Origin of the sequence: Stutzerimonas kunmingensis, assembly GCF_021432085.1 — a bacterium.
GTDB lineage: Bacteria > Pseudomonadota > Gammaproteobacteria > Pseudomonadales > Pseudomonadaceae > Stutzerimonas.
Genome location: NZ_CP090366.1, coordinates 1669274 through 1692642, shown reverse-complemented (window position 1 = coordinate 1692642; position 23369 = coordinate 1669274). Strand labels below are relative to the sequence as shown.

General features: G+C 61.0%; 23 protein-coding genes. 8 read left to right on the top strand and 15 right to left on the bottom strand.

Annotation, left to right across the window (positions count from 1 at the left end):
* The first annotated feature begins 18 nt into the window (after positions 1-18).
* On the top strand, positions 19-861 hold the full coding sequence (locus LW136_RS08100; RefSeq protein WP_045666931.1) for a pirin family protein: 843 nt from the start codon (positions 19-21) through the stop codon (positions 859-861).
* A 51-nt stretch (positions 862-912) separates the two neighbouring features.
* Here the strand turns inward: LW136_RS08100 and LW136_RS08095 are convergent, their stop codons facing one another.
* Positions 913-1860, bottom strand: a complete 948-nt coding sequence (locus tag LW136_RS08095) for a lipid A biosynthesis lauroyl acyltransferase (RefSeq protein ID WP_234174926.1) — start codon at positions 1858-1860, stop codon at positions 913-915.
* A 158-nt stretch (positions 1861-2018) separates the two neighbouring features.
* On the opposite strand from LW136_RS08095, the gene minC reads away from it, so the two are divergent.
* From minC to LW136_RS08070, 5 genes are all read left to right on the top strand, one after another.
* Entirely contained in the window at positions 2019-2744 is a 726-nt protein-coding gene (minC, locus tag LW136_RS08090; protein ID WP_234174925.1) for a septum site-determining protein MinC, read from the top strand.
* Between the two features lie 96 nt (positions 2745-2840).
* Entirely contained in the window at positions 2841-3656 is an 816-nt protein-coding gene (minD, locus tag LW136_RS08085) for a septum site-determining protein MinD (protein ID WP_003301265.1), read from the top strand.
* Complete coding sequence (minE, locus tag LW136_RS08080; RefSeq protein ID WP_003301267.1) at positions 3653-3910, top strand: cell division topological specificity factor MinE; 258 nt, start codon at positions 3653-3655, stop codon at positions 3908-3910. The genes minD and minE overlap by 4 nt, the downstream gene beginning before the upstream one ends.
* Before the next feature lie 61 nt (positions 3911-3971).
* Positions 3972-4607 (top strand): RluA family pseudouridine synthase, encoded by a 636-nt coding sequence (locus LW136_RS08075; protein WP_044314585.1) that lies wholly within the window; start codon positions 3972-3974, stop codon positions 4605-4607.
* Positions 4608-4719: 112 nt separating this feature from the next.
* Positions 4720-6009 carry a M18 family aminopeptidase gene (locus LW136_RS08070; RefSeq protein WP_003301269.1) on the top strand — a complete coding sequence of 430 codons (1290 nt, stop codon included), beginning with the start codon at positions 4720-4722 and terminating at the stop codon, positions 6007-6009.
* A 91-nt stretch (positions 6010-6100) separates the two neighbouring features.
* On the opposite strand, the gene LW136_RS08065 is transcribed toward LW136_RS08070, so the two are convergent.
* On the bottom strand, positions 6101-7063 hold the full coding sequence (locus LW136_RS08065) for an NAD(P)H-quinone oxidoreductase (RefSeq protein ID WP_234174924.1): 963 nt from the start codon (positions 7061-7063) through the stop codon (positions 6101-6103).
* Positions 7064-7237: 174 nt separating this feature from the next.
* On the opposite strand from LW136_RS08065, the gene LW136_RS08060 reads away from it, so the two are divergent.
* Both LW136_RS08060 and LW136_RS08055 read left to right on the top strand, forming a co-directional pair.
* Positions 7238-9322 (top strand): carboxy terminal-processing peptidase, encoded by a 2085-nt coding sequence (locus LW136_RS08060; protein WP_003301272.1) that lies wholly within the window; start codon positions 7238-7240, stop codon positions 9320-9322.
* Between the two features lie 99 nt (positions 9323-9421).
* A complete protein-coding gene (locus LW136_RS08055) occupies positions 9422-11218 on the top strand; it encodes a bifunctional diguanylate cyclase/phosphodiesterase (RefSeq protein WP_031297713.1) in 1797 nt (598 codons plus the stop codon).
* Here LW136_RS08055 and LW136_RS08050 read toward each other — a convergent pair.
* The 13 genes from LW136_RS08050 to flgE all read right to left on the bottom strand — a co-directional run bounded on the left by LW136_RS08050 (position 11185) and on the right by flgE (position 23363).
* Entirely contained in the window at positions 11185-11652 is a 468-nt protein-coding gene (locus tag LW136_RS08050; RefSeq protein WP_234174923.1) for an SEL1-like repeat protein, read from the bottom strand. The two genes, LW136_RS08055 and LW136_RS08050, sit on opposite strands and share 34 nt — an antisense overlap.
* A complete protein-coding gene (locus tag LW136_RS08045) occupies positions 11652-12020 on the bottom strand; it encodes a hypothetical protein (RefSeq protein WP_003301276.1) in 369 nt (122 codons plus the stop codon). Before LW136_RS08045 ends, LW136_RS08050 begins: the two co-directional genes overlap by 1 nt.
* Complete coding sequence (locus LW136_RS08040; RefSeq protein ID WP_014819782.1) at positions 12017-12346, bottom strand: helix-turn-helix transcriptional regulator; 330 nt, start codon at positions 12344-12346, stop codon at positions 12017-12019. The genes LW136_RS08045 and LW136_RS08040 overlap by 4 nt, the downstream gene beginning before the upstream one ends.
* A 157-nt stretch (positions 12347-12503) precedes the next feature.
* Entirely contained in the window at positions 12504-12953 is a 450-nt protein-coding gene (locus tag LW136_RS08035; RefSeq protein ID WP_125877401.1) for a YkvA family protein, read from the bottom strand.
* 387 nt (positions 12954-13340) lie between these two features.
* Positions 13341-13652 carry a ComEA family DNA-binding protein gene (locus LW136_RS08030; RefSeq protein ID WP_234174922.1) on the bottom strand — a complete coding sequence of 104 codons (312 nt, stop codon included), beginning with the start codon at positions 13650-13652 and terminating at the stop codon, positions 13341-13343.
* Between the two features lie 122 nt (positions 13653-13774).
* Positions 13775-15049 (bottom strand): flagellar hook-associated protein FlgL, encoded by a 1275-nt coding sequence (flgL, locus tag LW136_RS08025; RefSeq protein ID WP_234174921.1) that lies wholly within the window; start codon positions 15047-15049, stop codon positions 13775-13777.
* A gap of 11 nt (positions 15050-15060) precedes the next feature.
* Positions 15061-17097, bottom strand: a complete 2037-nt coding sequence (gene flgK, locus LW136_RS08020) for a flagellar hook-associated protein FlgK (protein ID WP_234174920.1) — start codon at positions 17095-17097, stop codon at positions 15061-15063.
* Between the two features lie 3 nt (positions 17098-17100).
* Positions 17101-18273 carry a flagellar assembly peptidoglycan hydrolase FlgJ gene (gene flgJ / locus LW136_RS08015; RefSeq protein ID WP_234174919.1) on the bottom strand — a complete coding sequence of 391 codons (1173 nt, stop codon included), beginning with the start codon at positions 18271-18273 and terminating at the stop codon, positions 17101-17103.
* A 10-nt stretch (positions 18274-18283) separates the two neighbouring features.
* Complete coding sequence (locus LW136_RS08010) at positions 18284-19384, bottom strand: flagellar basal body P-ring protein FlgI (protein WP_234174918.1); 1101 nt, start codon at positions 19382-19384, stop codon at positions 18284-18286.
* A gap of 14 nt (positions 19385-19398) precedes the next feature.
* The gene (flgH, locus tag LW136_RS08005) at positions 19399-20094 is read right to left on the bottom strand and encodes a flagellar basal body L-ring protein FlgH (protein ID WP_023445471.1); all 696 of its coding nucleotides are present in this window, start codon (positions 20092-20094) and stop codon (positions 19399-19401) included.
* Between the two features lie 84 nt (positions 20095-20178).
* Positions 20179-20964 carry a flagellar basal-body rod protein FlgG gene (gene flgG / locus LW136_RS08000; protein WP_014819775.1) on the bottom strand — a complete coding sequence of 262 codons (786 nt, stop codon included), beginning with the start codon at positions 20962-20964 and terminating at the stop codon, positions 20179-20181.
* A 35-nt stretch (positions 20965-20999) separates the two neighbouring features.
* Entirely contained in the window at positions 21000-21740 is a 741-nt protein-coding gene (gene flgF, locus LW136_RS07995) for a flagellar basal-body rod protein FlgF (RefSeq protein ID WP_234174917.1), read from the bottom strand.
* A 198-nt stretch (positions 21741-21938) separates the two neighbouring features.
* Positions 21939-23363, bottom strand: a complete 1425-nt coding sequence (gene flgE, locus LW136_RS07990; RefSeq protein ID WP_234174916.1) for a flagellar hook protein FlgE — start codon at positions 23361-23363, stop codon at positions 21939-21941.
* Between the last annotated feature and the right edge of the window lie 6 nt (positions 23364-23369).

The window sequence follows — 23369 nt, the reverse complement described above, 5'->3', positions numbered from 1 at the left end:
CCCGAGAGGCATTCGATCATGTCCCAGCGTGAAATTCTTTCCATCACCAGCGGCCGTGCCACGTCCGATGGCGCCGGCGTCAGCCTGACCCGCGTCTTCGGCGGCGCTGCCCCGGAGCGCTTCGATCCGTTCCTGATGCTCGACGAGTTCGGTTCCAACGACCCTGACGAGTACATTGCCGGCTTCCCGCCCCACCCACATCGCGGCTTCGAAACCATCACCTACATGCTCGAAGGACGCATGCGCCACGAGGATCACATGGGCAATGTGGGGTTGCTGGAGAGCGGTGGCGTGCAGTGGATGACCGCAGCGCGCGGCGTCATCCATAGCGAGATGCCGCAGCAGCAGGAAGGCACCATGCGCGGCTTCCAGCTATGGTTGAACCTGCCCTCCCACGCCAAGCTCGGCGATCCGGACTATCGGGATTTCGCCCCGGCCGAAATACCGCAACTCGCCCTGCCGGGCGGCGTGCAGGCCAAGGTCATCGCCGGCGTGTTCAAGGCCGGCGATATCGAACAGCACGGGATCGTGCAGCGGCCCGATACCGAACCTCTGCTGTTCGACCTGCAGCTTTCAGCCGAGAGTGCCGTCTCGCCGCAAGTGCCGGATGGCCATCGGTTGCTGCTCTACGTCTATGAAGGGACGCTGCGGGTGGGTGAGCAGGCGGCGAGCAAAGGCCAGTTGGTTCAGATGTCCCAGGACGGCGAGCTCAATCTGTCCAGCGAACGTGGCGCCCGGCTGATGCTGCTGGCAGGCCGCCCACTCGGTGAGCCGATCGTGCAGTACGGGCCATTCGTGATGAACAGCCGCGAGGAGATCGAGCAGGCGCTGCGAGATTTCCGGGACGGTACGTTGGCCTGACCTGCGCGATCTGCCCGGGAAGACGCCAGGCCTGGCGCAAATGGCAGTCCACTAGACGGCCGAACGCGTCTTCCTCTTTTTATACAAGCTGGGCTCGCCTACCGGGCGGGTCTTGAAGCGGCGATGCGCCCAGAGGTACTGCTCGGGTACCGCACTTACCGCCTCTTCTATCCACTGGTTGATCCGCAGACAGTCCGCCTCTTCACTTTCACCCGGGAAGTCCTGCAGCGGCGGATGGATCACCAGTCGATACCCCGAACCGTCCGCCAGGCGTTCCTGGGTGAAGGGTACGACCCGCGCCCTGCCCAGCCGGGCGAACTTGGTCGTGGCGGTGACGGTCGCCGCCTGGACGCCAAACAGCGGTACAAACAGGCTCTGTTTGCGCCCATAGTCCTGGTCCGGCGCGTACCAAATGGCGCGCCCTGCGCGCAATACCTTGAGCATCGCCCGCACATCCTCGCGCTCGATGGCACTCGCATCACGGTTGTGCCGTTCGCGCCCGCGACGCTGGACGAAGTCGAAAAGCGGATTCTTGTGCTCGCGATACATGCCATCGATGGTGTACCGCTGGCCGAGCAGCGCGGCGCCGATCTCCAGCGTAGTGAAATGCAGCGCCATCAGGATCACACCCTGCCCTGCAGCCTGAGCCTGCTGCAGATGCTCGAGCCCATCGATCCTGGCCAGGCGCTGCAGGCGTGCCTGCGGCCACCACCAGCTCATGGCCATCTCGAAGAAGGCAATGCCGTTGGAGGCAAAGTTCTCCCGCAACAGACGCTCGCGTTGCGCCTGACTCAGTTCGGGGAAACACAGCTCCAGATTGCGCCGGGCGATGTAGCGACGCGAACCGGCGAAGCGAAACATCAGTGCGCCAAGCCCGCGCCCCAGTTTCAACAGAACCGAATATGGCAACTGGACCAGCAGCCACAGCACGCCCAGGCCCAGCCACAGCGGCCAGAAGCGCGGGTGCAGGAAGTACGCACGAAACTGAGGACGGTCCATGAATAGCTCGACAGCCTATGAAGCGGCGCATTCTACCGGCAAATGCCCGCATTGACCGAACCTCAACGCACCAGTGATCGTTCCACAGGCCCTTGCCGGGTTGCAGGCGGCGGCGCTCCCCGCTATAAGTCCTCGCCATTTACCGCAGCAGACAGACCATGAGCCAAGCCGACCTCACCGATCAGTCCCCAGCCTTCCAGCTCAAGGGCAGCATGCTCGCCATCACCGTGCTGGAACTCGCCAGCAACGACATTGAGCGTCTCGACGAGCAACTCGCGGCCAAGGTCGAGCAGGCGCCGGACTTCTTCAATAACACCCCGCTGGTCCTGGCCTTGGACAAGCTGCCGGAGGCGGCTCGCGAGATCGATATCGCTGCGCTGGTCAGCCTGTGCCGCAAGCATCGTCTGCGTACCCTGGCCCTGCGCGCCAGCGAACCGTCCCACCTCGAGGCGGCCGCGGTGCTCGATCTGCCGGTGCTGCCGCCTTCCGGTGCTCGTGAGCGGCAGGTCGACCTGAGCTCGAAAACCCCGGCCAAACCAGCCGAGCCGGTCTATCGCCCGACCCGCGTCGTCACCACCCCCATCCGCGGCGGCCAGCAGGTCTACGCGCAAGGCGGCGACCTCATCATTCTGGCTCCCGTGAGCCCCGGTGCGGAACTTCTCGCCGATGGCAACATCCATGTCTACGGTCCGCTTCGAGGTCGCGCCTTGGCGGGTATCAAAGGCGACACTTCGGCGCGGATCTTCTGTCAGCAACTCACCGCTGAAATGGTCTCCATCGCCGGCCAGTACAAGGTAGCCGAGGACCTGCGACGCGATCCTCTCTGGGCTGAAGCGGTACAGATCAGCCTCTCTGGCGACGTGTTGAACATCACCCGCCTTTAACGGATACTGCCGCGAATTTTCAAGGACCAAACGGGCAATCCTGACGCTGAAATCGGCGAAAGGTCCCGATTTTTTAAATATTTAGGGTGAATCACCTTGGCCAAGATCATCGTAGTCACTTCCGGCAAAGGTGGCGTTGGTAAAACCACCACCAGCGCCGCCATCGGTACCGGCCTCGCTCTGCGCGGCCACAAGACTGTCATCGTCGACTTCGACGTCGGTCTGCGGAACCTCGACTTGATCATGGGCTGCGAACGCCGGGTGGTTTACGACTTCGTCAACGTCATCAATGGCGACGCAACCCTGACCCAGGCCCTGATCAAGGACAAGCGTCTCGAGAACCTCTATGTGCTGGCCGCCAGCCAGACACGCGACAAGGACGCGCTGACCCAGGAAGGCGTTGGCAAGGTCATCGACGAGCTGGGCAAGAATTTCGAATACGTCATCTGCGACTCCCCGGCCGGTATCGAGAAGGGCGCGCACCTGGCGATGTACTTCGCCGACGAAGCCATCGTCGTCACCAACCCGGAAGTCTCTTCGGTTCGCGACTCCGACCGCATGCTCGGCCTGCTGGCGAGCAAGTCGCGTCGCGCCGAGAACGGCGAAGAACCGATCCGGGAGCATCTGCTGCTGACCCGCTACAACCCCGAGCGTGTCACCAAGGGCGAAATGCTCGGCGTCGAAGACGTCGAGGAAATCCTCTCCATCCGCCTGCTGGGCGTGATTCCCGAGTCGCAGGCCGTACTCAAGGCTTCCAACCAGGGTATCCCGGTGATTCTCGACGACCAGAGCGATGCCGGCCAGGCGTACAGCGACGCCGTGGACCGTCTGCTCGGCAAGGAAGTCGCGCACCGCTTCCTCGACGTCAAGAAGCCGGGCTTCCTGCAACGACTTTTCGGAGGCCGCGAATGAACCTTTTCGACTTCTTCCGTGAACGCAAGAAGAAGGAAACCCCAGCCGCGATCGCCAAGGAGCGTCTGCAGATCATCGTCGCCCACGAGCGTGGCCAGCGCACCGAGCCGGACTACCTGCCGGCCCTGCAAAAAGAGCTGGTCGAGGTGATCCGCAAGTACGTCAACATCGACAGCGATCAGGTCCAGGTTGCACTCGAGGACCAGGGCAGTTGCTCGATTCTCGAACTCAATATCACCCTGCCGGATCGCTGAGCGAAACCGGCGTACAGAAACGGCGGCCCACGGGTCGCCGTCTTCGTTTGTGGAAAAGCGAATGCCTCTAAGCGCTATCGAGATCGTCCATCAGGACGCTGCCCTGCTGGTCATCAACAAGCCGACCCTGCTGCTTTCCGTACCGGGCCGCGCCGAAGACAACCGTGACTGCCTGGTGACCCGCCTGCAGGAAAACGGCTATCCCGAAGCGCGCATCGTGCATCGCCTGGACTGGGAAACCTCCGGACTAATCGTGCTCGCCCGCGACGCTGATACGCACCGTGAACTGTCCCGCCAGTTCCATGATCGTGAAACGGAAAAGGCCTATACCGCGCTGTGCTGGGGCCAGCCCGAACAGGACAGCGGCAGCATTGACCTGCCGCTGCGCTACGATCCGCCGACCAAGCCGCGCCACGTTGTCGACCACGAGCTGGGCAAGCACGCACTGACCTTCTGGCGCGTGCTTGAACGCTGCGGCGACTACAGCCGCGTCGAGCTGACCCCTATCACCGGCCGCTCCCACCAGTTGCGAGTCCATATGCTGTCGATCGGGCATCCGCTGCTTGGCGATCGCCTGTATGCCCACGAGCAAGCCCTGCAAGCCCATGAGCGCCTGTGTCTGCACGCCAGTATGCTCACCCTGACCCACCCGCAAACCGGCGAGCGCCTGCGCTTCGAGTGCCCGGCACCGTTCTGATGACGACAAGCACGTGCCATCGCGCGCACTTACTAACGCAGGCGGTGCCGGTGCGCTTATTACCAGGTGTCGAATGCTATAGACTTCGTGACCTTGCAGTCCGGAGTCCGAAATGCGCAAAGCTCTCAACCAAGGCCTGATCGAATATCTGCAGGCGTCCCCTACCCCGTTCCATGCCACCCAGAATCTCGCCCAGGCGCTACAGGCCGCCGGCTACCGTGCGCTGGACGAGCGCGAGGTCTGGCATACCGAGGCGGGCGGGCGTTATTACGTCACCCGCAACGACTCGGCCATCATCGCCTTCCAGCTGGGCAGCAAGGCGCTCGTCGAACACGGCCTGCGCTTGGTTGGCGCCCATACCGACAGCCCGTGCCTGCGGGTCAAGCCGCAGCCCGAGCTGCAGCGCCAGGGCTTCTGGCAGCTGGGTGTCGAGGTGTATGGCGGCGCCCTGCTCGCTCCTTGGTTCGACCGCGATCTGTCGCTGGCCGGCCGTGTCACCTATAGCCGTGATGGCCGCATCGAAAGCCAGCTGATCGACTTCAAGGTTCCGATCGCGACGATTCCGAACCTGGCGATCCACCTCAATCGGGAAGCCAATCAGGGCTGGGCCATCAACGCGCAGAACGAGCTACCGCCGATTCTGGCCCAGATCGCCAGCCAGGAAAGCCCGGACTTCCGCGCACTGCTCGCCGATCAGCTCGGCCGTGAACATGGGCTGGTCGCCGACGTGGTGCTGGACTTCGAACTGAGCTTCTATGACACCCAGAGCGCAGCGGTCATCGGCTTGCACGGTGACTTCATCGCTGGCGCCCGTCTGGACAATCTGCTTTCGTGCTTTGCGGGCTTGCAGGCCTTGCTGAACGCCGAACCCGAGCACACCTGCGTGCTGGTCTGCACCGATCACGAGGAAGTCGGCTCGACCTCGCTGTGCGGCGCGGATGGCCCGTTCCTGGAGCAGGTCTTGCGTCGCGTGCTGCCAGATGAGGACGACTTCCAGCGCGCCATCAGCCATTCCCTGCTGATTTCCGCCGACAATGCCCACGCGGTGCACCCGAACTACGCCGACAAGCACGACGGCAATCACGGGCCGAAGCTCAACGCTGGTCCAGTGATCAAGGTGAACAACAACCAGCGCTACGCCACCAGCAGCGAAACTGCCGGCTTCTTCCGCCATCTCTGCCTGGAAAACGAAGTGCCGGTGCAGAGTTTCGTCACCCGCAGCGACATGGGTTGCGGCTCCACGATCGGCCCGATCACGGCCAGTCAGCTGGGTGTGCGTACCGTCGACATCGGCCTGCCGACCTTCGCCATGCACTCGATCCGCGAGCTTGCGGGTAGTCAGGACCTGGCGCATCTGGTCAAGGTACTGACCGCGTTCTACGCCAGCAGCCAGTTGCCTTGAACCGCACCGGGCAGGTCTGCAGCACTGCAAACCTGCTCGATCCATCAAGGCAAAGCGAAATCTGGCTCCGTCCACATCAGGACGATGCGGATCAGGAAAGCGCGCTATCGATCACCAGGGCCACCTTGCCGGACACGGTGTTGCTGGCCAGCGTTTCGAATGCAGCCTCCACATCACCGATGGCAAAGGTTCGCTCCAGACGCGGCGAAAGCTTGCCCTGGGCGAACAGCGGCCAGACCTTCTCTTCCATTTCCGCCAGCAGCCCGGCCTTGTAATCGGCGTCGCGGCTGCGCAGGGTCGAGCCGATCAACTGGATGCGCTTGGCCAGCAAACCAGCCAGATCCATCTCGGCCTTGCGTCCGCCCATCAAGCCGATCATCACCCAACGCCCATCCATCGCCAGCAGCTGCATATTCAATGCGGCGTACTTGGCACCGACCGGGTCGAGGATCATGTCGAACGGACCAAAATCGCGTAGCGCTTCGAGCGAGTCACCACGCAGCACACCACCCTGAGCACCGAGCGATTCGCAATAGGCCAGCCGCTCGGCCGAGCCGACGCTGACCCAGCAGGGATTGCCAAACGCCTTGCACAACTGGATCGCCGCCGAGCCGACACCACTGGCGCCAGCGTGCAGCAGCACCTTGTCGCCGGCCAGTAAAGCGCCCAGGCGATAGAGATTGAGCCAGGCCGTGGCATATACCTCCGGGATCACCGCAGCTTCATGCAGCGACATGCCCTCGGGAACCGGCAGCGCGTGACGGGCATCGACCACCACCTCATCGGCCATGCCACCACCAGCCAGCAGCGTGCACACGCGATCACCCACCTTCCAGCGGCTGCGCCCACTGACCTCGGCGACCACCCCTGCGCATTCCAGCCCCAGGATGTCGGTGACACCTGCCGGCGGCGGATAGTGTCCGCCTCGCTGCAGCAGGTCCGCACGGTTCAGCCCGGCAGCAGCCACACGGATACGGATTTCGCCATCGCCGCACGCCGGAGCCGGTCGCTCGGCCCACTCCAGATGCCCCTCGATACCTTGCAATGCCTTCATGCTGCCTCCATAGTGGTTCCTATCTATGCCCACCCAACTGATCGCTCGCTGGCCTTCTTTGACCACCTCAACCATCGGGCTTGTGCTTTCCACCGCCGGACGGAAAACCGAACCGGCGCCTACTTTAGATGGCCTAATATGCGTTATTCCCTAGCCTTACGTCGCCCCCAAGCCATGAAACGTACGCTGACCTGCACCGTTCTCGCCGTCCTTTTCGGCCTTCACGCTTCCCTGGCGATGGCCAAAGCCGTCAGCACGCCGGAGAACTGGGACTACCTGCAACCCGATCGTGACCAGGTCATAGCCAGCCTGAACGTCGTCGAACTGCTCAAGCGCCATCACTACAACAAGCCGCCGCTGAACGACGCGCGTTCGGCAAAGATCTTCGACAGCTACATCCAGATGCTCGATCCCTCGCGCAGCTATTTCCTGGCATCCGACCTCGAAGAGTTCGGCAAGTGGCGCAACCAGTTCGACGACTTCCTCAAGGGCGGCAATCTCGAACCCGGTTTCATCATCTACTCCCGTCATCTCGAGCGCTTGCAGAACCGGTTGAACTACGCCCTGAGCCTGCTCGACAAGGGCGTCGACAGCTTCGACTTCAGCGTCGACGAGGAGCTGCTGGTCGACCGTGAGAAGGCCGCCTGGGCCAAGGACACCGCAGAGCTGGATGACCTGTGGCGCAAACGGGTAAAGGACGAGGTATTGCGTCTGAAGATCGCCGGCAAGGAGCCGAAGGCCATTGAGGAACTGCTGACCAAACGCTACAAGAACCAGCTATCGCGCCTGAACCAGACCCGTGGCGAGGACGTTTTCCAGACCTACATCAACGCCTTCGCGCAGACCTACGATCCGCACACCCAATACCTGTCGCCGGACAGCGCGGAGAATTTCGACATCAACATGAGCCTGTCGCTCGAGGGCATCGGCGCGGTGCTGCAGAGTGACAACGAGCACGTGAAGATCGTACGCCTGGTGCCGGCCGGCCCGGCGGAGAAGAGCAAGCAGCTGGCGCCAGCGGACAAGATTGTCGGCGTCGGCCAGGCCAACGATGAGATGGTCGACGTCATCGGCTGGCGTCTGGATGAGGTGGTCAAGCTCATCCGCGGCCCCAAGGGTTCCGTCGTGCGCCTGGAAGTCATCCCGGCGAGCAACGCGCCGAATGACCAGAGCAGCAAGGTCGTCGCCATTACCCGCGAAGCGGTGAAGCTCGAGGAGCAGGCAGCGAAGAAGTCGGTGCTGAACTTGGAACACCAGGGGCAGAACTTCAAGCTCGGTGTGATCGAGATTCCGGCGTTCTACCTGGACTTCAAGGCACTGCGCGCCGGGGACCAGAACTACAAGAGCACCACGCGTGACGTCAAAAAGCTGCTCTCCGAACTGGAAGCAGAGAAAGTCGACGGCGTGGTCATCGACCTGCGCAACAACGGCGGCGGCTCACTGCAAGAGGCCACCGAGCTCACCGGCCTATTCATTGATCAGGGTCCGACTGTGCTGGTACGCAACAGCGATGGCCGCGTAGACGTGCTTGCCGATGAACAGACCGGCGCGCTGTACAAGGGGCCGCTGGCCGTCCTCGTCAACCGTCTTTCGGCATCGGCCTCGGAGATCTTCGCCGGCGCGATGCAGGACTACCACCGGGCCTTAATCCTCGGTGGCCAGACCTTCGGCAAGGGCACCGTGCAGACGATCCAGCCTCTCAACCATGGTGAGCTGAAGCTGACCCTGGCCAAGTTTTACCGCGTATCCGGGCAGAGCACTCAACATCAGGGTGTGATTCCCGACATCAGCTACCCTGCCGATGTCGACACCAAGGAAATCGGTGAGAGTGCGCTGCCGGAAGCGCTGCCTTGGGACAGCATCCGCGCGGCGATCAATCCGGACATGAACCCGTTCAAGCCGTTCCTCGCCGAGCTGAAGGCACGCCACGAAGCACGCACCGGCGAGAACCCGGACTTCGTCTTCACCCGCGATCGCCTGGCGCTTGCCCAGGAGCTGATGCACGAAACCACCGTCAGCCTCAATGAAGAAAAGCGACGTGCACAGCAGGCCGATATCGAGAAGCGTCAGCTGGCCTTGGAGAATGCATTGCGCCTGGCCAAAGGTGAGGAACCACTGGCAAAGCTGGAGAAGGAAGACGAAAACACGCCTCACGCGGAAGCGGACAAACCAAAGCCGGAGGATGATGCCTACCTCTCCGAGAGCGGGCGCATTCTGCTCGATTACCTCGGTCTCAGCTCGGCGATGGCCAAGCACTGAATCGAGTGGAACGCTGCGATGTCATCAGATTGACATCACGACATCGTGAAATGAAAGGGCCGCGCTGCGGCCCTTTTCTTTTCACACCCAGAGACCTCCATGACAGTCACCGAGCAGTTGAGCACGCTGGGACATATCCTTGCTCACGGCGACATCACCACCCTGTTCCAACCCATCGTCTCGCTTTCGGAGCGACGCATTCTCGGTTATGAAGCACTCAGCCGTGGACCATCCAACGGCCCGCTCCACTCCCCGATCAATTTGCTCGCCACAGCACGCCACGCCGGCCGGCTTAACGAACTGGAGATGACCTGCCGCGAAACAGCGTGCCGGCGTTACAGCCAGGGGGCGCTACGCGGCAAGCTCTTTCTCAACGCCTCACCGGAAACGCTACTTGACGCGACCCACAAGCCTGGGCGCACGCTCGAGCTGCTGCACACCTATGGCATTTCCGCGGACAACGTGGTCATCGAGCTGACCGAGCAGGCACCGGCCGACGATCTCGAGCTGCTGGACAAGGCGCTTCATCACTATCGCTCGATGGGCTTCAGCATAGCGCTCGACGACCTTGGTGCCGGATATTCGAGTTTGCGCCTGTGGTCCGAGCTGCGACCCGACTATGTGAAGATCGACCGCTATTTCATCGACGGCATCCATCTCGACCCCGTGAAGCGCGAGTTCGTCGAATCCATCCTGAAGATCGCCCGCGCATCGCGTGCCCACGTCATCGCCGAAGGTATCGAACTGCGCGAGGAACTGGCGGTGCTGGCCGGCATGGGTATCGATCTGGTGCAGGGCTATCTGCTTGGACGTCCGCTGGAGTTGCCTGCCCAGGACATCGACGAGGTCCTGCCACCCCCGGAGGCCCAGCAGGCGGTCCTGGGCGAGGAGTCCGGCAACCTGTCCGGACTGCTTATCCGACAACCCGCCATGTCCGCAGAACGTCCGGTCGCTGAAATGCTCGAGGCGTTTCGACTGCAGCCAGCCCTGAACTCGATCGCAGTTTTGGACGTCGACGCCAGGCCGGTCGGCATACTTCACCGCAATCTCATTTCCGACGCGCTGCTCAAGCCCTACGCCACCGATCTGCTGGCACGCAAACCGCTTAGCCGCCTGATGAGCACGGATTTCCTCGCCGTCGAGCTCGACCAGTCGTTGCAACAGGTCAGCCGCTTGCTCACCAGCCGGGCGCGCCAAAGAATCGAGGAAGACTTCGTCATCACACAGGCCGGTCAATACCTCGGTCTGGGCCGCGTCATCGATGTTCTGAGGTTGATAACCGAACTGAAGATTCAGCAGGCGCGCCACGCCAATCCCCTGACACTGTTGCCGGGCAACGTACCTATCCAGCAGTGCCTGACCCGCCTGCTGCTACAGCGACGTAGGGCGATGGTCTGTTACGTCGACATCGACAACTTCAAACCTTTCAACGATCTGTATGGCTACGCCAAAGGCGATGAAGTGCTGCTGTGCCTGGCCCAATGTCTGAACGACCGGGTCGACCCACAGATGGATTTCGTCGGCCATATTGGCGGGGATGATTTCATGCTGGTGCTGAGCGGTCACGACTGGGAGCAGCGCATTGCCGACTTGCACAGCGCCTTCGCGCTTCGCAGCAGCGCCTTCTACCAGCCAGAACACCTCGCGGCGGGCTGCTTTATTTCCACCAGCCGTGACGGGCGTAAACAGCGCTATGCCCTGCTGTCACTCTCGATCGGGATCGTCAGCGTGCACCCGGAGCACACTGACCGCCTGGATGCAGGCAGGCTCGCCGCCCTTGCTTCGGAGGCCAAGCGCTTTGCCAAACAGGTGAACGGCCCGAGCTTCCACCTGATCGACGCAGGGCAGCCAACGCAGGATGCCTACAACCCCAGTTGCTCCGCCTTCGCCTTGTAACGATCTGCCTGCTGGGGGTCTGCGGCCAGGCCGTGGCCGCCGGCACGATACAGTTGCTCGAGACGAACCGCCGCCAGTGGATGCCCTGCCTCGGCCGCTTGGGACCACCAGCGCGCCGCCTCACTGCCATCCGGGCCGTGGGAGGCATCTTCGCTGAGGCTGATGACGCCCATCTGATATGCCGCTTTCACATCTCCCGCCTTGGCCGCCAGCCTTAGAAGGCGAACGCCTTCCAGCTTGGCACCATAGCCGCGCCCGCGGAAATACAGGATATGACCGTAGAAACTCTGCGCCGCCACGTCGCCCAGTGCCGCCATCCGCGCGAATTGCCCTTCCATCCAACGCCAGATCTTCGGCTGCTGAACCGCGTAGTGCGACGTCATCAATTTGCGGGCACTTAAATAACCGAGCCTTGCACGCAGCCTGCCCAGCATCAGAGCTCCTCCGAATAAACGAACTCGAAAACGCGCGCCACTTCTCCCGCATGCCAGGATGCAGCGGCGGCACCGTCCGCCGGCCCCGAGAAGCGTCCCAAGCGCGCAGCACACTCGAAAAAACCCGTGCGGGGCAAACGACTAGCACCCTGACTGATGACCAGTGCGCTGCGCAACGGGCGCTCCGAGCGGGCGTCCAGCGCAGCGAGGTGCTCCAGCGCGGCGGTAAGGGTTCGCATGGCGGGTGTGGGCAACTGGAGCCGCTCGACCAGCGCACGGTAGGTCACCAGATGCCTCTGCCGGCGAGCGGCATCCAGTTCGGCAAGCAGCGCCTGCCAGTGGTGCCGGCTGATGGATACTGACGTCAAGCGTCGCCCTCCCAGCCGGCAATTTCCAACGCACGTGCCAGTGCTCGACGAATCGCAGCATCGGGTTCGCGCTCTCCCGCCTCGATCAGCCCCAGGTAGGCTGGACTGATCCCCACAGCGCGCGCCAACGCCTCTTGTGAAAGCCCCTTGGCCTCACGCAGAGCGCTCAGCTCGACCAGGGATGGACGTGACTGAGCGCCACTGGGTGCGACATCAGTGGCAACGGCCGATTTGACACCGACCGCATTCAAAAGCGCCTGGTACTCGTCCCACGGCAGTACGGCGTATTCCGGCGAGCCGTCACGCATGATGACCTGTACATTCATCCGTATTTTCCCCAGGCGTCTTCGATCAGATGCGGAATCTTAACAGCCCTTGCCGCTCCTTGAAGCTACCAACCTGCCGCATGCGTTAGTGAATCGGGATAGAGACCGCAAATGCTCATCCGGCACCGACAAACGGCGGCTACACACGCCGCTGCTATCAGCTCGGCTGGCCGCCGGCCTTCGGTTCGTCCAACGCAGGCAAGCGTTGAAGCGATGCCTGCCGATCCGCAGTCTGGGCCTGCCTCCAGACCTTGAACGCCTCCAACTCACCAGACCACTTGCGCATTACCCAGCCCAGCACAGCCAGATCGTCGACGAACCCAAGACCAGGCAGCCAATCCGGGATGGCGTCGATTGGCGACAGGAAGTAGAGCAAGCCGGCCACCACAGCTATCAATGCATTAGGACTGATGGCCCGATACTCGCCACGCCACCAGGCTACGCAAAGCGCCTGTAAAAGAGCCAGATCTTCTCGCAATCCGTTGAACAGCCCTCTTTTCGAAGAGGATTTGCGAGCCACCGCGAAGAGCAACGCGGGGATCTTTCCGCGTTTGATCAGACGCTGCGCGAGCGGAAAATATCGGATGAAATTCCAGGGAGCCTTCATCTGGGTTGCCTCCAGCCTGCGTCATCCCTGACCTCGTGAATGTTATCCACCGAAGCTGTGGATAACCTTGTGAACAGTTTATGGATGGTTGCCGCTAAGGCCCTGTTTACGGGGCCGCCCAACAGATCGGTGTTTTTTTATCCAGCCGCTTAACGCCTTAAGAATCAATAGGTTACGATCATGCTGAAATTGTATTGAAACATGCCTGCAGGACACGCCGCGATCTATTCCGAATGTGTATAACCACGGATTGTCAATGCCTTTACAAGCACTTTGACTGACGACGACACAGGGCGTTCGAACTTCCGGGGGCTAGGAATTGAGGGAAGAACATTCCACGTGAGAATCAAAAAAGAGGTCGATCATTGCGATCGACCTCCCAAAACCTTACTGAATGCTGAGCTGCCCACGAATCTTGTCGAGAGTCGCCGAGCCGATGCCTTTTACCTCGAGCAGCTCATCTACCGAGCTGAACGGGCCATGCTCTTCCCGATAAGCGATGATTGCTTTTGCCTTGGTTTCACCGATGCCTCTCAGCTCACGGGAAAGCGTCTCAGCATCGGCAGCATTGAGGTTCACTGGGGCCGGGGCGACAGCCACAGCTGTCGGGGCAGGTTGTGCCTGAGTGGCGGCATAGCCACCGAAAGAAAAGCCGGAGAGTACGGCGAATGCCGCAGCGGTAAGAATAGCTTTACGCATAATCACGTCCTTATGAAAACCAAAGTATTCGTTCGCGGGACTTCCTGCTCCGCGCCAGCCAATCTAGTCGCCTGCCAGCTGATGTCAAAAACGAGGTTGCATATTTGCGAACCTCGTCAAGCTCAGCGCATGGCGTTGAACAGATTCAGGCCGCTGATCTTTACATAGCTCTGCTGCGTAGCCTCAAGGATGACGGTCTGGAACGACAGCCGGGACAGCGCCTCTGCGTAGTCCAGCTCACGCAGCTCGGCCTGGACCGATTTGTTAACCAGAGCCACGTCCTCGTTGTCGGTCTGCGTTGTTTCGATCACGTTCAGACGCGCGCCGATGTTGCCGCGAGCGGCGTCGACGCTGATCATGCCGTGGTCCAGGTTGGTCAGACTTACCGCTACGGCGTCACGAATATCCGTATTGCTCGAGGAGGGGGCTTCCAGCGCTTTTCGCAGGCTTGCGATGGTGCCCAATATGCCTTGCTTCTGAGCACCTGCATCCAGCGTGACCTCTATGGACTCGCCACCGGTAGGCACACCGTCGAACTTGACCATCACTCCACGAAAGACGAGCTCATCGGCGGTTTTCTTATCCCCATCTACTACGCCGGAGTACAGCACCTGATCAGGATCGGCGTAAGGATCGGAAAAATCCGCTGGGGGGTTGGCTAGGTCATAGACCACGTATTCGGTCGCCGACATGAAGTGAATACCGACCCCGGCAGCCGGGAAAGCCGGGGTCGCGGCCACGGCCACCTCGTCCTGAACCAGGGGAGCGGAAACACTCAACGTTGAGCCAGGTAGCGCAGAAGACAGATCGATCGCGCTCTCGTATCTACCAGCATTGACGACATTCTCAAACACGGCTTTACCGTTGTCGCTGATAGCAATATTGAGTGAACTGGCGATCTGCAGCTTGCGCTGGCCCTCATCGCCCTCGTAGCTGTAGCTACCACTCCCGTCGCGTACGAACGGTTGTGTCTTGCCCTGAAAGCCGGAGAACAGATACTCGCCCCTCGCATTGCGGGTGTTCATCAATGACAACAGCTCGTCTTCGCGCTCGGTCAGCTCCGCTGCAATTGACTTGCGATCTTCTGTACTCAGCGCGCCGTTCCCCGCCTGCCCGGCAAGCTCACGTACCCGCTGCAGTACGGTGTTCACCGAGTTGAGCGTCACCTCCTCCTGAGTAAGGCTGTTCTTCGCCGCAGTCAGGTTGGAGTTGTACTGGCTCAGGACGTTTTGCTGCTGCTCCAACTGCAATAGACGCACCGACGCAACCGGGTCGTCAGCTGGCGTAAGAATGCGATTGCCGGTACTGATCTGCTCCTGAGTGCGAGTCGCATTGGCGTAGTTGCGCTGCAGTCCGGCGACGCCGTTATTGAATGCTTGCAGGGTGGAAATGCGCATAAGGCGACCTATTACCTGAAGGAGCTGATCAATGTATCGAACAAGGAGCGGGCAACTTGAATGATCTGGGCCGAAGCGTTGTAGTACTGCTCGAACTTGATCAGGTTGGCGGCTTCCTCGTCCAGGTTCACAGCCGAGAGTGAATCGCGGTTGTCCGTAGCCTGCTTGAGAATCGAGCCCGTTGCTTCGCTATCCATCCGCGCTTGTGCCGTCAGCGTACCGACGCGCTCGACCAGTTCGCCGTAGCCATCGGTAAAACTGAAGCCGGAGCCATTCACAGCCGCATCCACGCCTACTGTCTGCTTCGTTTGCAGATCGACCAGCTTCAGCGCATTGCGGTTATCCGAGACGCCGCTCTGGTTGAACGCCATCGCAAACCTGTCGTTATCCTTCGGCGTACCGCTCAGAGAAAACTCGAACTGGTAATTGGCATCACCCACCACCAGCGAATTGCTTTGTCCTGGCTGGATGGTAGCGGTCGCCGAGTAACTGACCGTCGGCGGCGTAGTGCTGTCGTCCACACTCCGAAATTGCGCAGTGCCACCCGTAATCGTTACGGTGTCCGGCTCGGTGAAAGTAAGCGTCGCTCCATTGCTGCCGAACAACCCCTGCAGTGCCGAAATACTGATCGGCGAAGGCCCGGACGTCATGTCGGGCTGGCCAATCGCACCGGTACCAGCGTTCTGCAAATTGCTTTCCGCGCGTACCGGGGCGGCAAAGGCCAGTTGATCGGCCTGATCCAGCGTCGCCTTGATGTCAGCCGCACCACGTCGCGTAGGCTGCAGGCTGAACTTGTCGCCTACAGCGGGGGCGGGATTACCGAGAACAACCTGGAAGCCCTGGTCGACACCATTCTTGTCTGCTATCGACAGCGTGCCGGCCGGGCTCTCCGTTACGGTCATCAGCTGGTTGTCGCTCAGCCGTCTGACTTTGGGGCCGCTCGCGTCATACTCCATCAGATAATCGCTGGTGGTGAGCACGCTGGTGTCTGTGATGTTCAGCACTGGCTGCGCGTTGCTGTTCCCGGCAAATGCATTGACGCGCAACTTGGCCAACGCGGGCTCGTTGTAATTGCCAAACAGTGCCTCCCCCACGCCACCTTTCAGATCCAGCCCCTGCCGCAGCTGAGTATTTACCTGATCACTGACGGCCAGCGAAAGGCGCCCCAGGGAGTTCATGGTCGAATCCAGCACTTCCTCGCGATAGCGAATCAGCCCGCCGAGTTCGCCGCCGGTAATCTGCGAGGTGATGCCCTGCCGCGAGCCACCACTGATGAACTGCACTTCATGACGGTTCGGGTCGCCCTGCCCTGGCACGACCTCCAGCTTGGCTACCGTACTGCCCACGACCAGCGGCTGGCCGCTGCCGATGAATACGTTGAAGCTACTGTCATCCTGAGGAACAACCGTCACGCCGATGTAGCCCGATAACTGCCGAACAGCCTCGTCACGGGCGTCGAGCAGATCGTTCGGCTGCTTGCCGTTGGCCGCGGCGATGGCAATAGCCTCGTTGAGGCTACCGATGCTGCCTGCCAGACGATTCACCTGATCAGTGACAGCGGACATCTGCTTGTTGGTGAAACTGTTCTGCTCGGATAGTCGGTCGTATACGGTATTAAAACGCCGCGCCAATCCCTCAGCCTCCGCCAGCACCAGCTGGCGCGCCGGGATATTCGCCGGGTCCTCGGCAGCTGTCTGCAAGGCCGAGAAGAACTTTTGCAGCGAAGGCGTGATACCGGTGGTGGTGCCAGCCAGCAATGAATCGAGCTGATCGATCTGGCTTTTGTAAGCCTTGACATCACTGTTCAGCGATGTGCTGCTACGCAGCTGGCTGGTGAGAAATTCGCTGTAGGAGCGACGCACGTCTACCAGCGAGGTACCCGATCCAATGTAACCGGCACCGCTGAACTGCGGCGAGCGTGTCGCCTGGCTCGCATCCTGGCGGCTATAGCCAGGCGTGTTGACGTTCGTGATGTTGTGTCCGGTGATGGAAAGTTGGGTTTTGCTGGCAGACAGGCCGGAAAGGCCAATGCTCAATAGGTCAGCCATGATTTAGCCTCTGGTCCGCATGGCGGGCACCGAATTCGCGTCGGCAACGGTCTGGTAGGTCTGCATCTTGCGGGCGATCTGGCTGATCTTGCGCGCGTATTGTGGGTCGGTGGCGTAGCCGGCTTTCTGCAGCTCCTTGACGAAGCGTTCCGAATCGCCGGTATTGCTCGCCACCTGAATGGCGGTCCGATAACGGTCGTTGTTTTCCAGCAGGCTGACGAAGTCGTCGAAGCTCTGCTCGAACGAATCGTAGGCGCGGAAGCCCGCTCTCTCGCGGGTTGCCGTACCGTTGACGTACTCGGTGGTCATCACGGTAGCCGAATCCCCTTTCCACCCGGTCGCCTTGATGCCGAACAGGTTGTGGCTGTTGCTGCCGTCCTTCTGACGGATCATGGATTTACCCCAGCCGGTCTCCAGCGCAGCTTGTGCGACCAGGAAACGCGGCTCGATGCCCAGGCGTTCGGCCGCCTTCTCTGCCATGGGCAGCATGGTGGCGATGAACTCCTCGGACGAATTGAACCGCGTCTTGCTCGGCGCGTTGGGCGCACTTTTCTCGACACCGTTGACGACCAACGGCTTGTCCTTGGGGGGCACGAACGCCGTGGCGGGTTTCCAATCGAGGTCGACCAGAGGCTGCACACCTTCTGCGGCAGGTTTCTGCGCAGTCGCCGATACATCTGCCACTTGCCGCTCGATCGCCCGGCCTGGTAACGCAAGACGACGCTGATTCAGCAACCGGGAATCATCTCGTGCGGACTCGACGGCAGCGGCCGGCTTGCTCGGCCATGCGGCGCCTTCGGTCTGCGCAACCTGGGCAAACGGATTGTTGCGTGTCGCGGTTTCGGTCTGCTTGCTCAACTGGCGCACCAGTACGTCCGCCAGCCCGATGCCACCGCCTTCCTTCGAAAGACTGACAGACAGCTGCTGGTCATACATATCCTGGTACTGCTTGCTGGCCTGACTGTTCAGCGGGTTGTCCTTGGCCAGCACTTCGGTTGCCGAACGCATCGACTTGAGCATTTCGTTGAGAAACAACGACTCGAACTCCTGCGCAACCTTGCGCACGTTCTCCTCACCGTCCCGATCCTTGCCAACTTTGAGCTGGCTGAGACGATTGAGGTCGTTGTAGCTGCCGCTGTCGAGGCCGCGCGCTCCGCTTCCGAGACGATTTTCCATATCCCTGCCCTTAGATCACGATCAGGTCGGCTTGCAGAGCGCCAGCCTGCTTCAGTGCTTCAAGAATTGCCATCAGGTCGCTGGGCGCAGCGCCCACCTGGTTCACCGCCCGGACGATTTCATCCAGCGTGGTACCCGGGCCGAACTTGAACATCGGCTTGGCTTCCTGATCGGCTTTTACCTTGCTGTTGGGCACGACGACGGTCTGACCATCCGAGAAGGGCTCCGGCTGGCTCACCTGTGGATCTTCGCTGATGGTGACGGTCAGGCTGCCGTGGGTGACGGCAGCAGGCTGAACCCGCACGTTCTGGCCGATCACGATGGTGCCGGTACGCGAGTTGATGATGACCTTGGCCACGGCCTGGCCAACCTCTACTTCGAGATTTTCCAGAATCGACAGGTAGTCCACGCGCTGACTCGGATCCAGCGGCGCGGTCACGCTGATCGAGCCGCCGTCGAGCGCCTGCGCTACACCCGGGCCTAGCAGGTCGTTGATCTGATCGACGATGTTCTTGGCCGTGGTGAAGTCCGGACGGTTGAGATTCAGCGTCAGTGTATTGCCCTGATTGAAGCCGCTCGGCACCGGCCGTTCGACCGTCGCGCCACCCGGGATCCGGCCAGCCGACGGCGAATTGACGGTGATCCGCGAGCCATCGGCGCCACCGGCATCGAAGCCTCCTACCACCAGGTTGCCCTGGGCGATGGCGTAGACGTTGCCGTCGATACCCTTCAGCGGCGCCATCAACAGGCTGCCGCCACGCAGGCTCTTGGCGTTACCGATAGACGAGACGGTGATGTCGATGGTCTGTCCCGGCTTGGCGAACGGTGGCAGTTCGGCATGAATCGACACCGCCGCGACGTTCTTCAGCTGAATGTTGCCACCGGCCGGCACCTTGATGCCGAACTGGGCCAGCATGTTGTTGAAGGTCTGCACGGTGAACGGCGTCTGGGTGGTCTGGTCACCGCTACCGTTCAAGCCGACAACCAGGCCGTAGCCGATCAGCTGGTTGCTACGAACACCATGGATGGTCGCGACATCCTTCAGACGCTCGGCCTGTGCGCCAGCACAGAGCGTGAGCAAACCCGCGAGCAGAAACAGTTTTTTCCACATGACATCAGCTCCGGTCAGAAGGGCCACATCGGGCTCATGAAGAATCGGTCTAGCCAGCCAGGCTGGCTCGCATCGGCAAAGGCGCCGGTGCCCGAATAGGTAATGCGTGCATCGGCAATGCGGGTAGACGGGACCGTGTTGTCGGTGGAGATATCGTCTGCGCGAACCAGGCCCGCAATGCGCACCAGCTCGTCGCCGGTATTGAGCGTCATCCACTTCTCGCCGCGCACGGCGAGGATGCCGTTGGGCAGCACTTCGGAGACAGTCACGGTGATCGAACCGGACAGGCTGTTGCTCTGTCCGGCCTGTCCAGAACCGGAAGTATCTCGTGACGCGTCGTACTCGGCGCCCAGACTCATCGAGTTGCCGGTCAACGGATTGGCCATCGAGACGGCTCCGCCGAACAGCGAGCCGAGACCGATGTTGGCGCTGCTGTCCTTCGAAAGCTGCGACGAGGCGTTCTTGCTGGCCTGAGTACGCTCATTGAGCGTGATGGTGATGATGTCGCCGACCCGATGGGCCTTGCGGTCATCGTAGAGATTGGTCTCGAAGCCTGCCTGATAGATCGCGCCGTTGTTCTGCGCCGCTGGCAGCGGTGTGCGAGGCAGCACCGGTGCGTAGTACGGATCGTTCGGTTTCGGCGCAGGGGCAACACATCCGGCCAGCGCCAGGGCGGACGACATCGACACAACAATCAGCAAACGGCTCATAAACACCTCAAGCCATGACAGGCCATCGAAACTACTGCGAGCAGCACAAGGCGTGCGTGCCCGTATACAACGGCGAACGCGCGATCAGAGCTGCTGCGTGACGAACGACAGCATCTGGTCGGCGGTGGATATGACCTTGGAATTCATCTCGTAGGCGCGCTGGGTGGTGATCATGTTCACCAGTTCCTCGACGACGCTGACGTTGGAATTTTCCAGGGTGTTCTGCAGCACCGTACCCAAACCGTTGAGGCCCGGCGTACTCACCTGCGGCGCACCACTGGCGGCAGTTTCCAGGAACAAGTTGCTGCCCATCGCCTGCAGACCTGCCGGGTTGATGAAGTCGGCCGTCTGCAGGTTGCCGATGATCTGCGGCTGAGGATTGCCCACGGTGGTCACCGAGACAGTTCCGTCCTCGCCCACGGTGAAGGTCTGAGTCTCCGGCGGTACCACGATGGCCGGCTCCAGCGCATAGCCGTTGGAGGTCACCAATTGGCCATCGGAGCTCAGATGGAAGCTGCCGTCACGGGTGTAGGAAACCGTGCCATCGGGCAGCAGTACCTGGAAGAAACCGCGACCGTTGACCGCCATGTCCAGCGGCTGCTCGGTGGTCTGCAGGCTACCGGCGGTGAAGATCTTCTGCGTGCCGGTCACCCGCACACCGGTACCCAACTGAAGGCCGGAGGGCAGTTCGCTGTCCTGGCTGGACTGACCGCCAGGCTGACGGCGAATCTGATAGAGCAGGTCCTGAAACTCGGCACGGTCACGTTTGAAGCCGGTGGTAGAAACGTTGGCCAGGTTGTTGGAAATGGTCGTCAGGTTCATGTCCTGGGCGGACAGTCCGGTCTTGCTGACCCAAAGTGCTGGAAGCATGAGCTTTCTCCTCGTGCGCCGCCGGCGCCACACTATTAGCTGAGTTGCAGTACGCGCGCCATGGCAGCCGCGTCATCTTCGGCGGTGCGCATCATCTTTACGTGCAGTTCGAACTGGCGAGACAGCGCCAGGATGGAAGTCATTTCGGATACCGCATTCACATTGCTCGCCTCGAGAAAACCCGAGACGACCCGTACGTTCGCGTCAGGCTCGATAGGCTGGCCATCCTTCAGCCGAATCTGGCCATCAGTGCCCTTTTCCAGCTGCTGCGGATCAGGGTTGACCAGCTTGATGCGATCCACGGTGACCACAACGTTCGGGTCCTCGCCCAGCGCGCGAATACTGATGGTGCCGTCATTGCCGACGTCCACCTTCTCTTCCGGCGGAATCGCGATCGGCCCGCCATTGCCCAGCACCGGCATACCGTCCGCGGTACGCAACATGCCAAGCACGTCAATATTCAGGCTGCCGGTGCGGACGTAGGCCTCACTGCCATCTGGCGCCTGCACCGCAATCCAGCCCTCGCCTTCGACGGCGACATCAAGATCACGGCCGGTTTCCTGCAAGGTGCCCGGCGTGAAGTCGGTGCCCGGACGCTCGGACATCGCATACACCCGCGCAGGATGACTGTCGCCAAAGACCTGCATCGAGCGGGCTTGCTCGAAATCCCGGCGAAAGCCGGTGGTGGAAATATTCGCCAGATTGTTGGCATGGGCCTGCTGGGCCCGCGCATTCTGGCTGGCACCGGTCATGGCCACGTAGAGCATCTTGTCCATCGACATCTCCGAGACGCGAGTTTGACACTTGCGATTCTGTTGCAGATGAAAAATGCAAGGCGCGTGCCATCACCGAAAGGACCACTTAAGGAGCTGATTTATATAGGTTTTACAGAAACAAAGAAGGCCCTTACGGGCCTTCTTCGAAAGGAGCGGCGGAATAATGCCGTCAGCGGCAACCTTCTTTGCCGCTGGCTATTACCGCAGATTGATGATGGTCTGCGTGATGGCGCTTTCGGTTTCGATGGTCTTGGCGTTCGCCTGATAGTTGCGCTGGGCGACGATCAGATTGACCAGTTGGTCTGACAGTTCGACGTTGGAGTCCTCCAGCGCACCGGCCTGCAGTGCACCGAGCGTACCGGAGCCAGGCGTACCGACCACGGGCTCACCTGACTCGAACGATTGCACCCACTGCGACTTGCCCACCGGGGTAAGGCCTTGGACATTGGCGAAGTTCGCCAAGATGATTTGCCCCTGCACCTTGGACTGACCATTGGTATAGCGAGCGAAGATCACACCGCTGTCGTCGATTTCCAGGCCTGCCAACTCACCGGTGGTGTAACCATCCTGAGCAACACTGTTCACCGCGAAGGCACTGGCGAACTGCGATGACTTGGAAAAGTCGAGAACGATGCCGTCCGGGTTGGCCAGCGCGCCGTTGGCCGCCCATGTAGCAGGCGTACCGCCGTCGGATATGGCAGGAATCCAGCCGTTGCCGGTTCCGGCGGCAGCCTCGGCCGCCGTCGCACTGTTCAGGGTGATCTTGTTATCCGCCGAAACGCTGAACATCGGCGACGCGCCGGTATCGATGCTCTGCAGCGCACCGGACGAATCGAATGCCAGCCCCATGACATAGGGCTGAGGCGGCTCCTGTCCTGGCTCAGCCGGATTGCGTCCGTCAACCAGCACCTTCATGTCCCAGGTATTGGCGCTGGTCTTGACGAAATACTGCGTCATGACGTGCGCGTTACCCTGCGAGTCGTAGATGTTCAACGACGTGGAACTGTTGTAGGTCGTGGGATCCGAGGGATTGAACGTTGCGCCTGCAGCAGCCAGAGCCGCCGTGGCATCTCCAGAGCTCGCAAGTTCAGCATCGTAAGCCGCCTGCCATGTTGCAGGAGACTTCTGCGTCGAATTCAGGTTGAAGGCGGTATTGATTTGGCTGGTCGCTTTCGGCGCCTGGTTGGTCGTCTGCACTTGCAAGTTACCCACGACACCGTTCTGCAGATTGCCGTTGTCATCTACCGGGAAGCCTTGCAGCTTGTAGCCGAAGTTATCGACCAGGAAGCCCTCACGGTCGGTACCGAAATAACCCGCGCGCGTATAGCTGACTGCGCCATTGTTGCTGACCTGGAAGAAGCCGTTGCCATTGATCGCCAGATCCAGCGCATTCTGCGTGTAGTTGATGTTGCCCTGATTGAACTGCTGAGAAATGTTCGACATCAGCACACCGCTGCCCTGCGGGTTTTTCCCGGTGCCGAGCACGGAGGCCGCATACACATCGGAGAACTCCGCACGCGATTGTTTGAAGCCCACGGTGCCGGCGTTGGCAATATTGTTGCCGGTGACATTGAGGTCTTTACTCGCCGCACGCAGGCCGCTAAGACCGATATTGAAGGACATTGAATC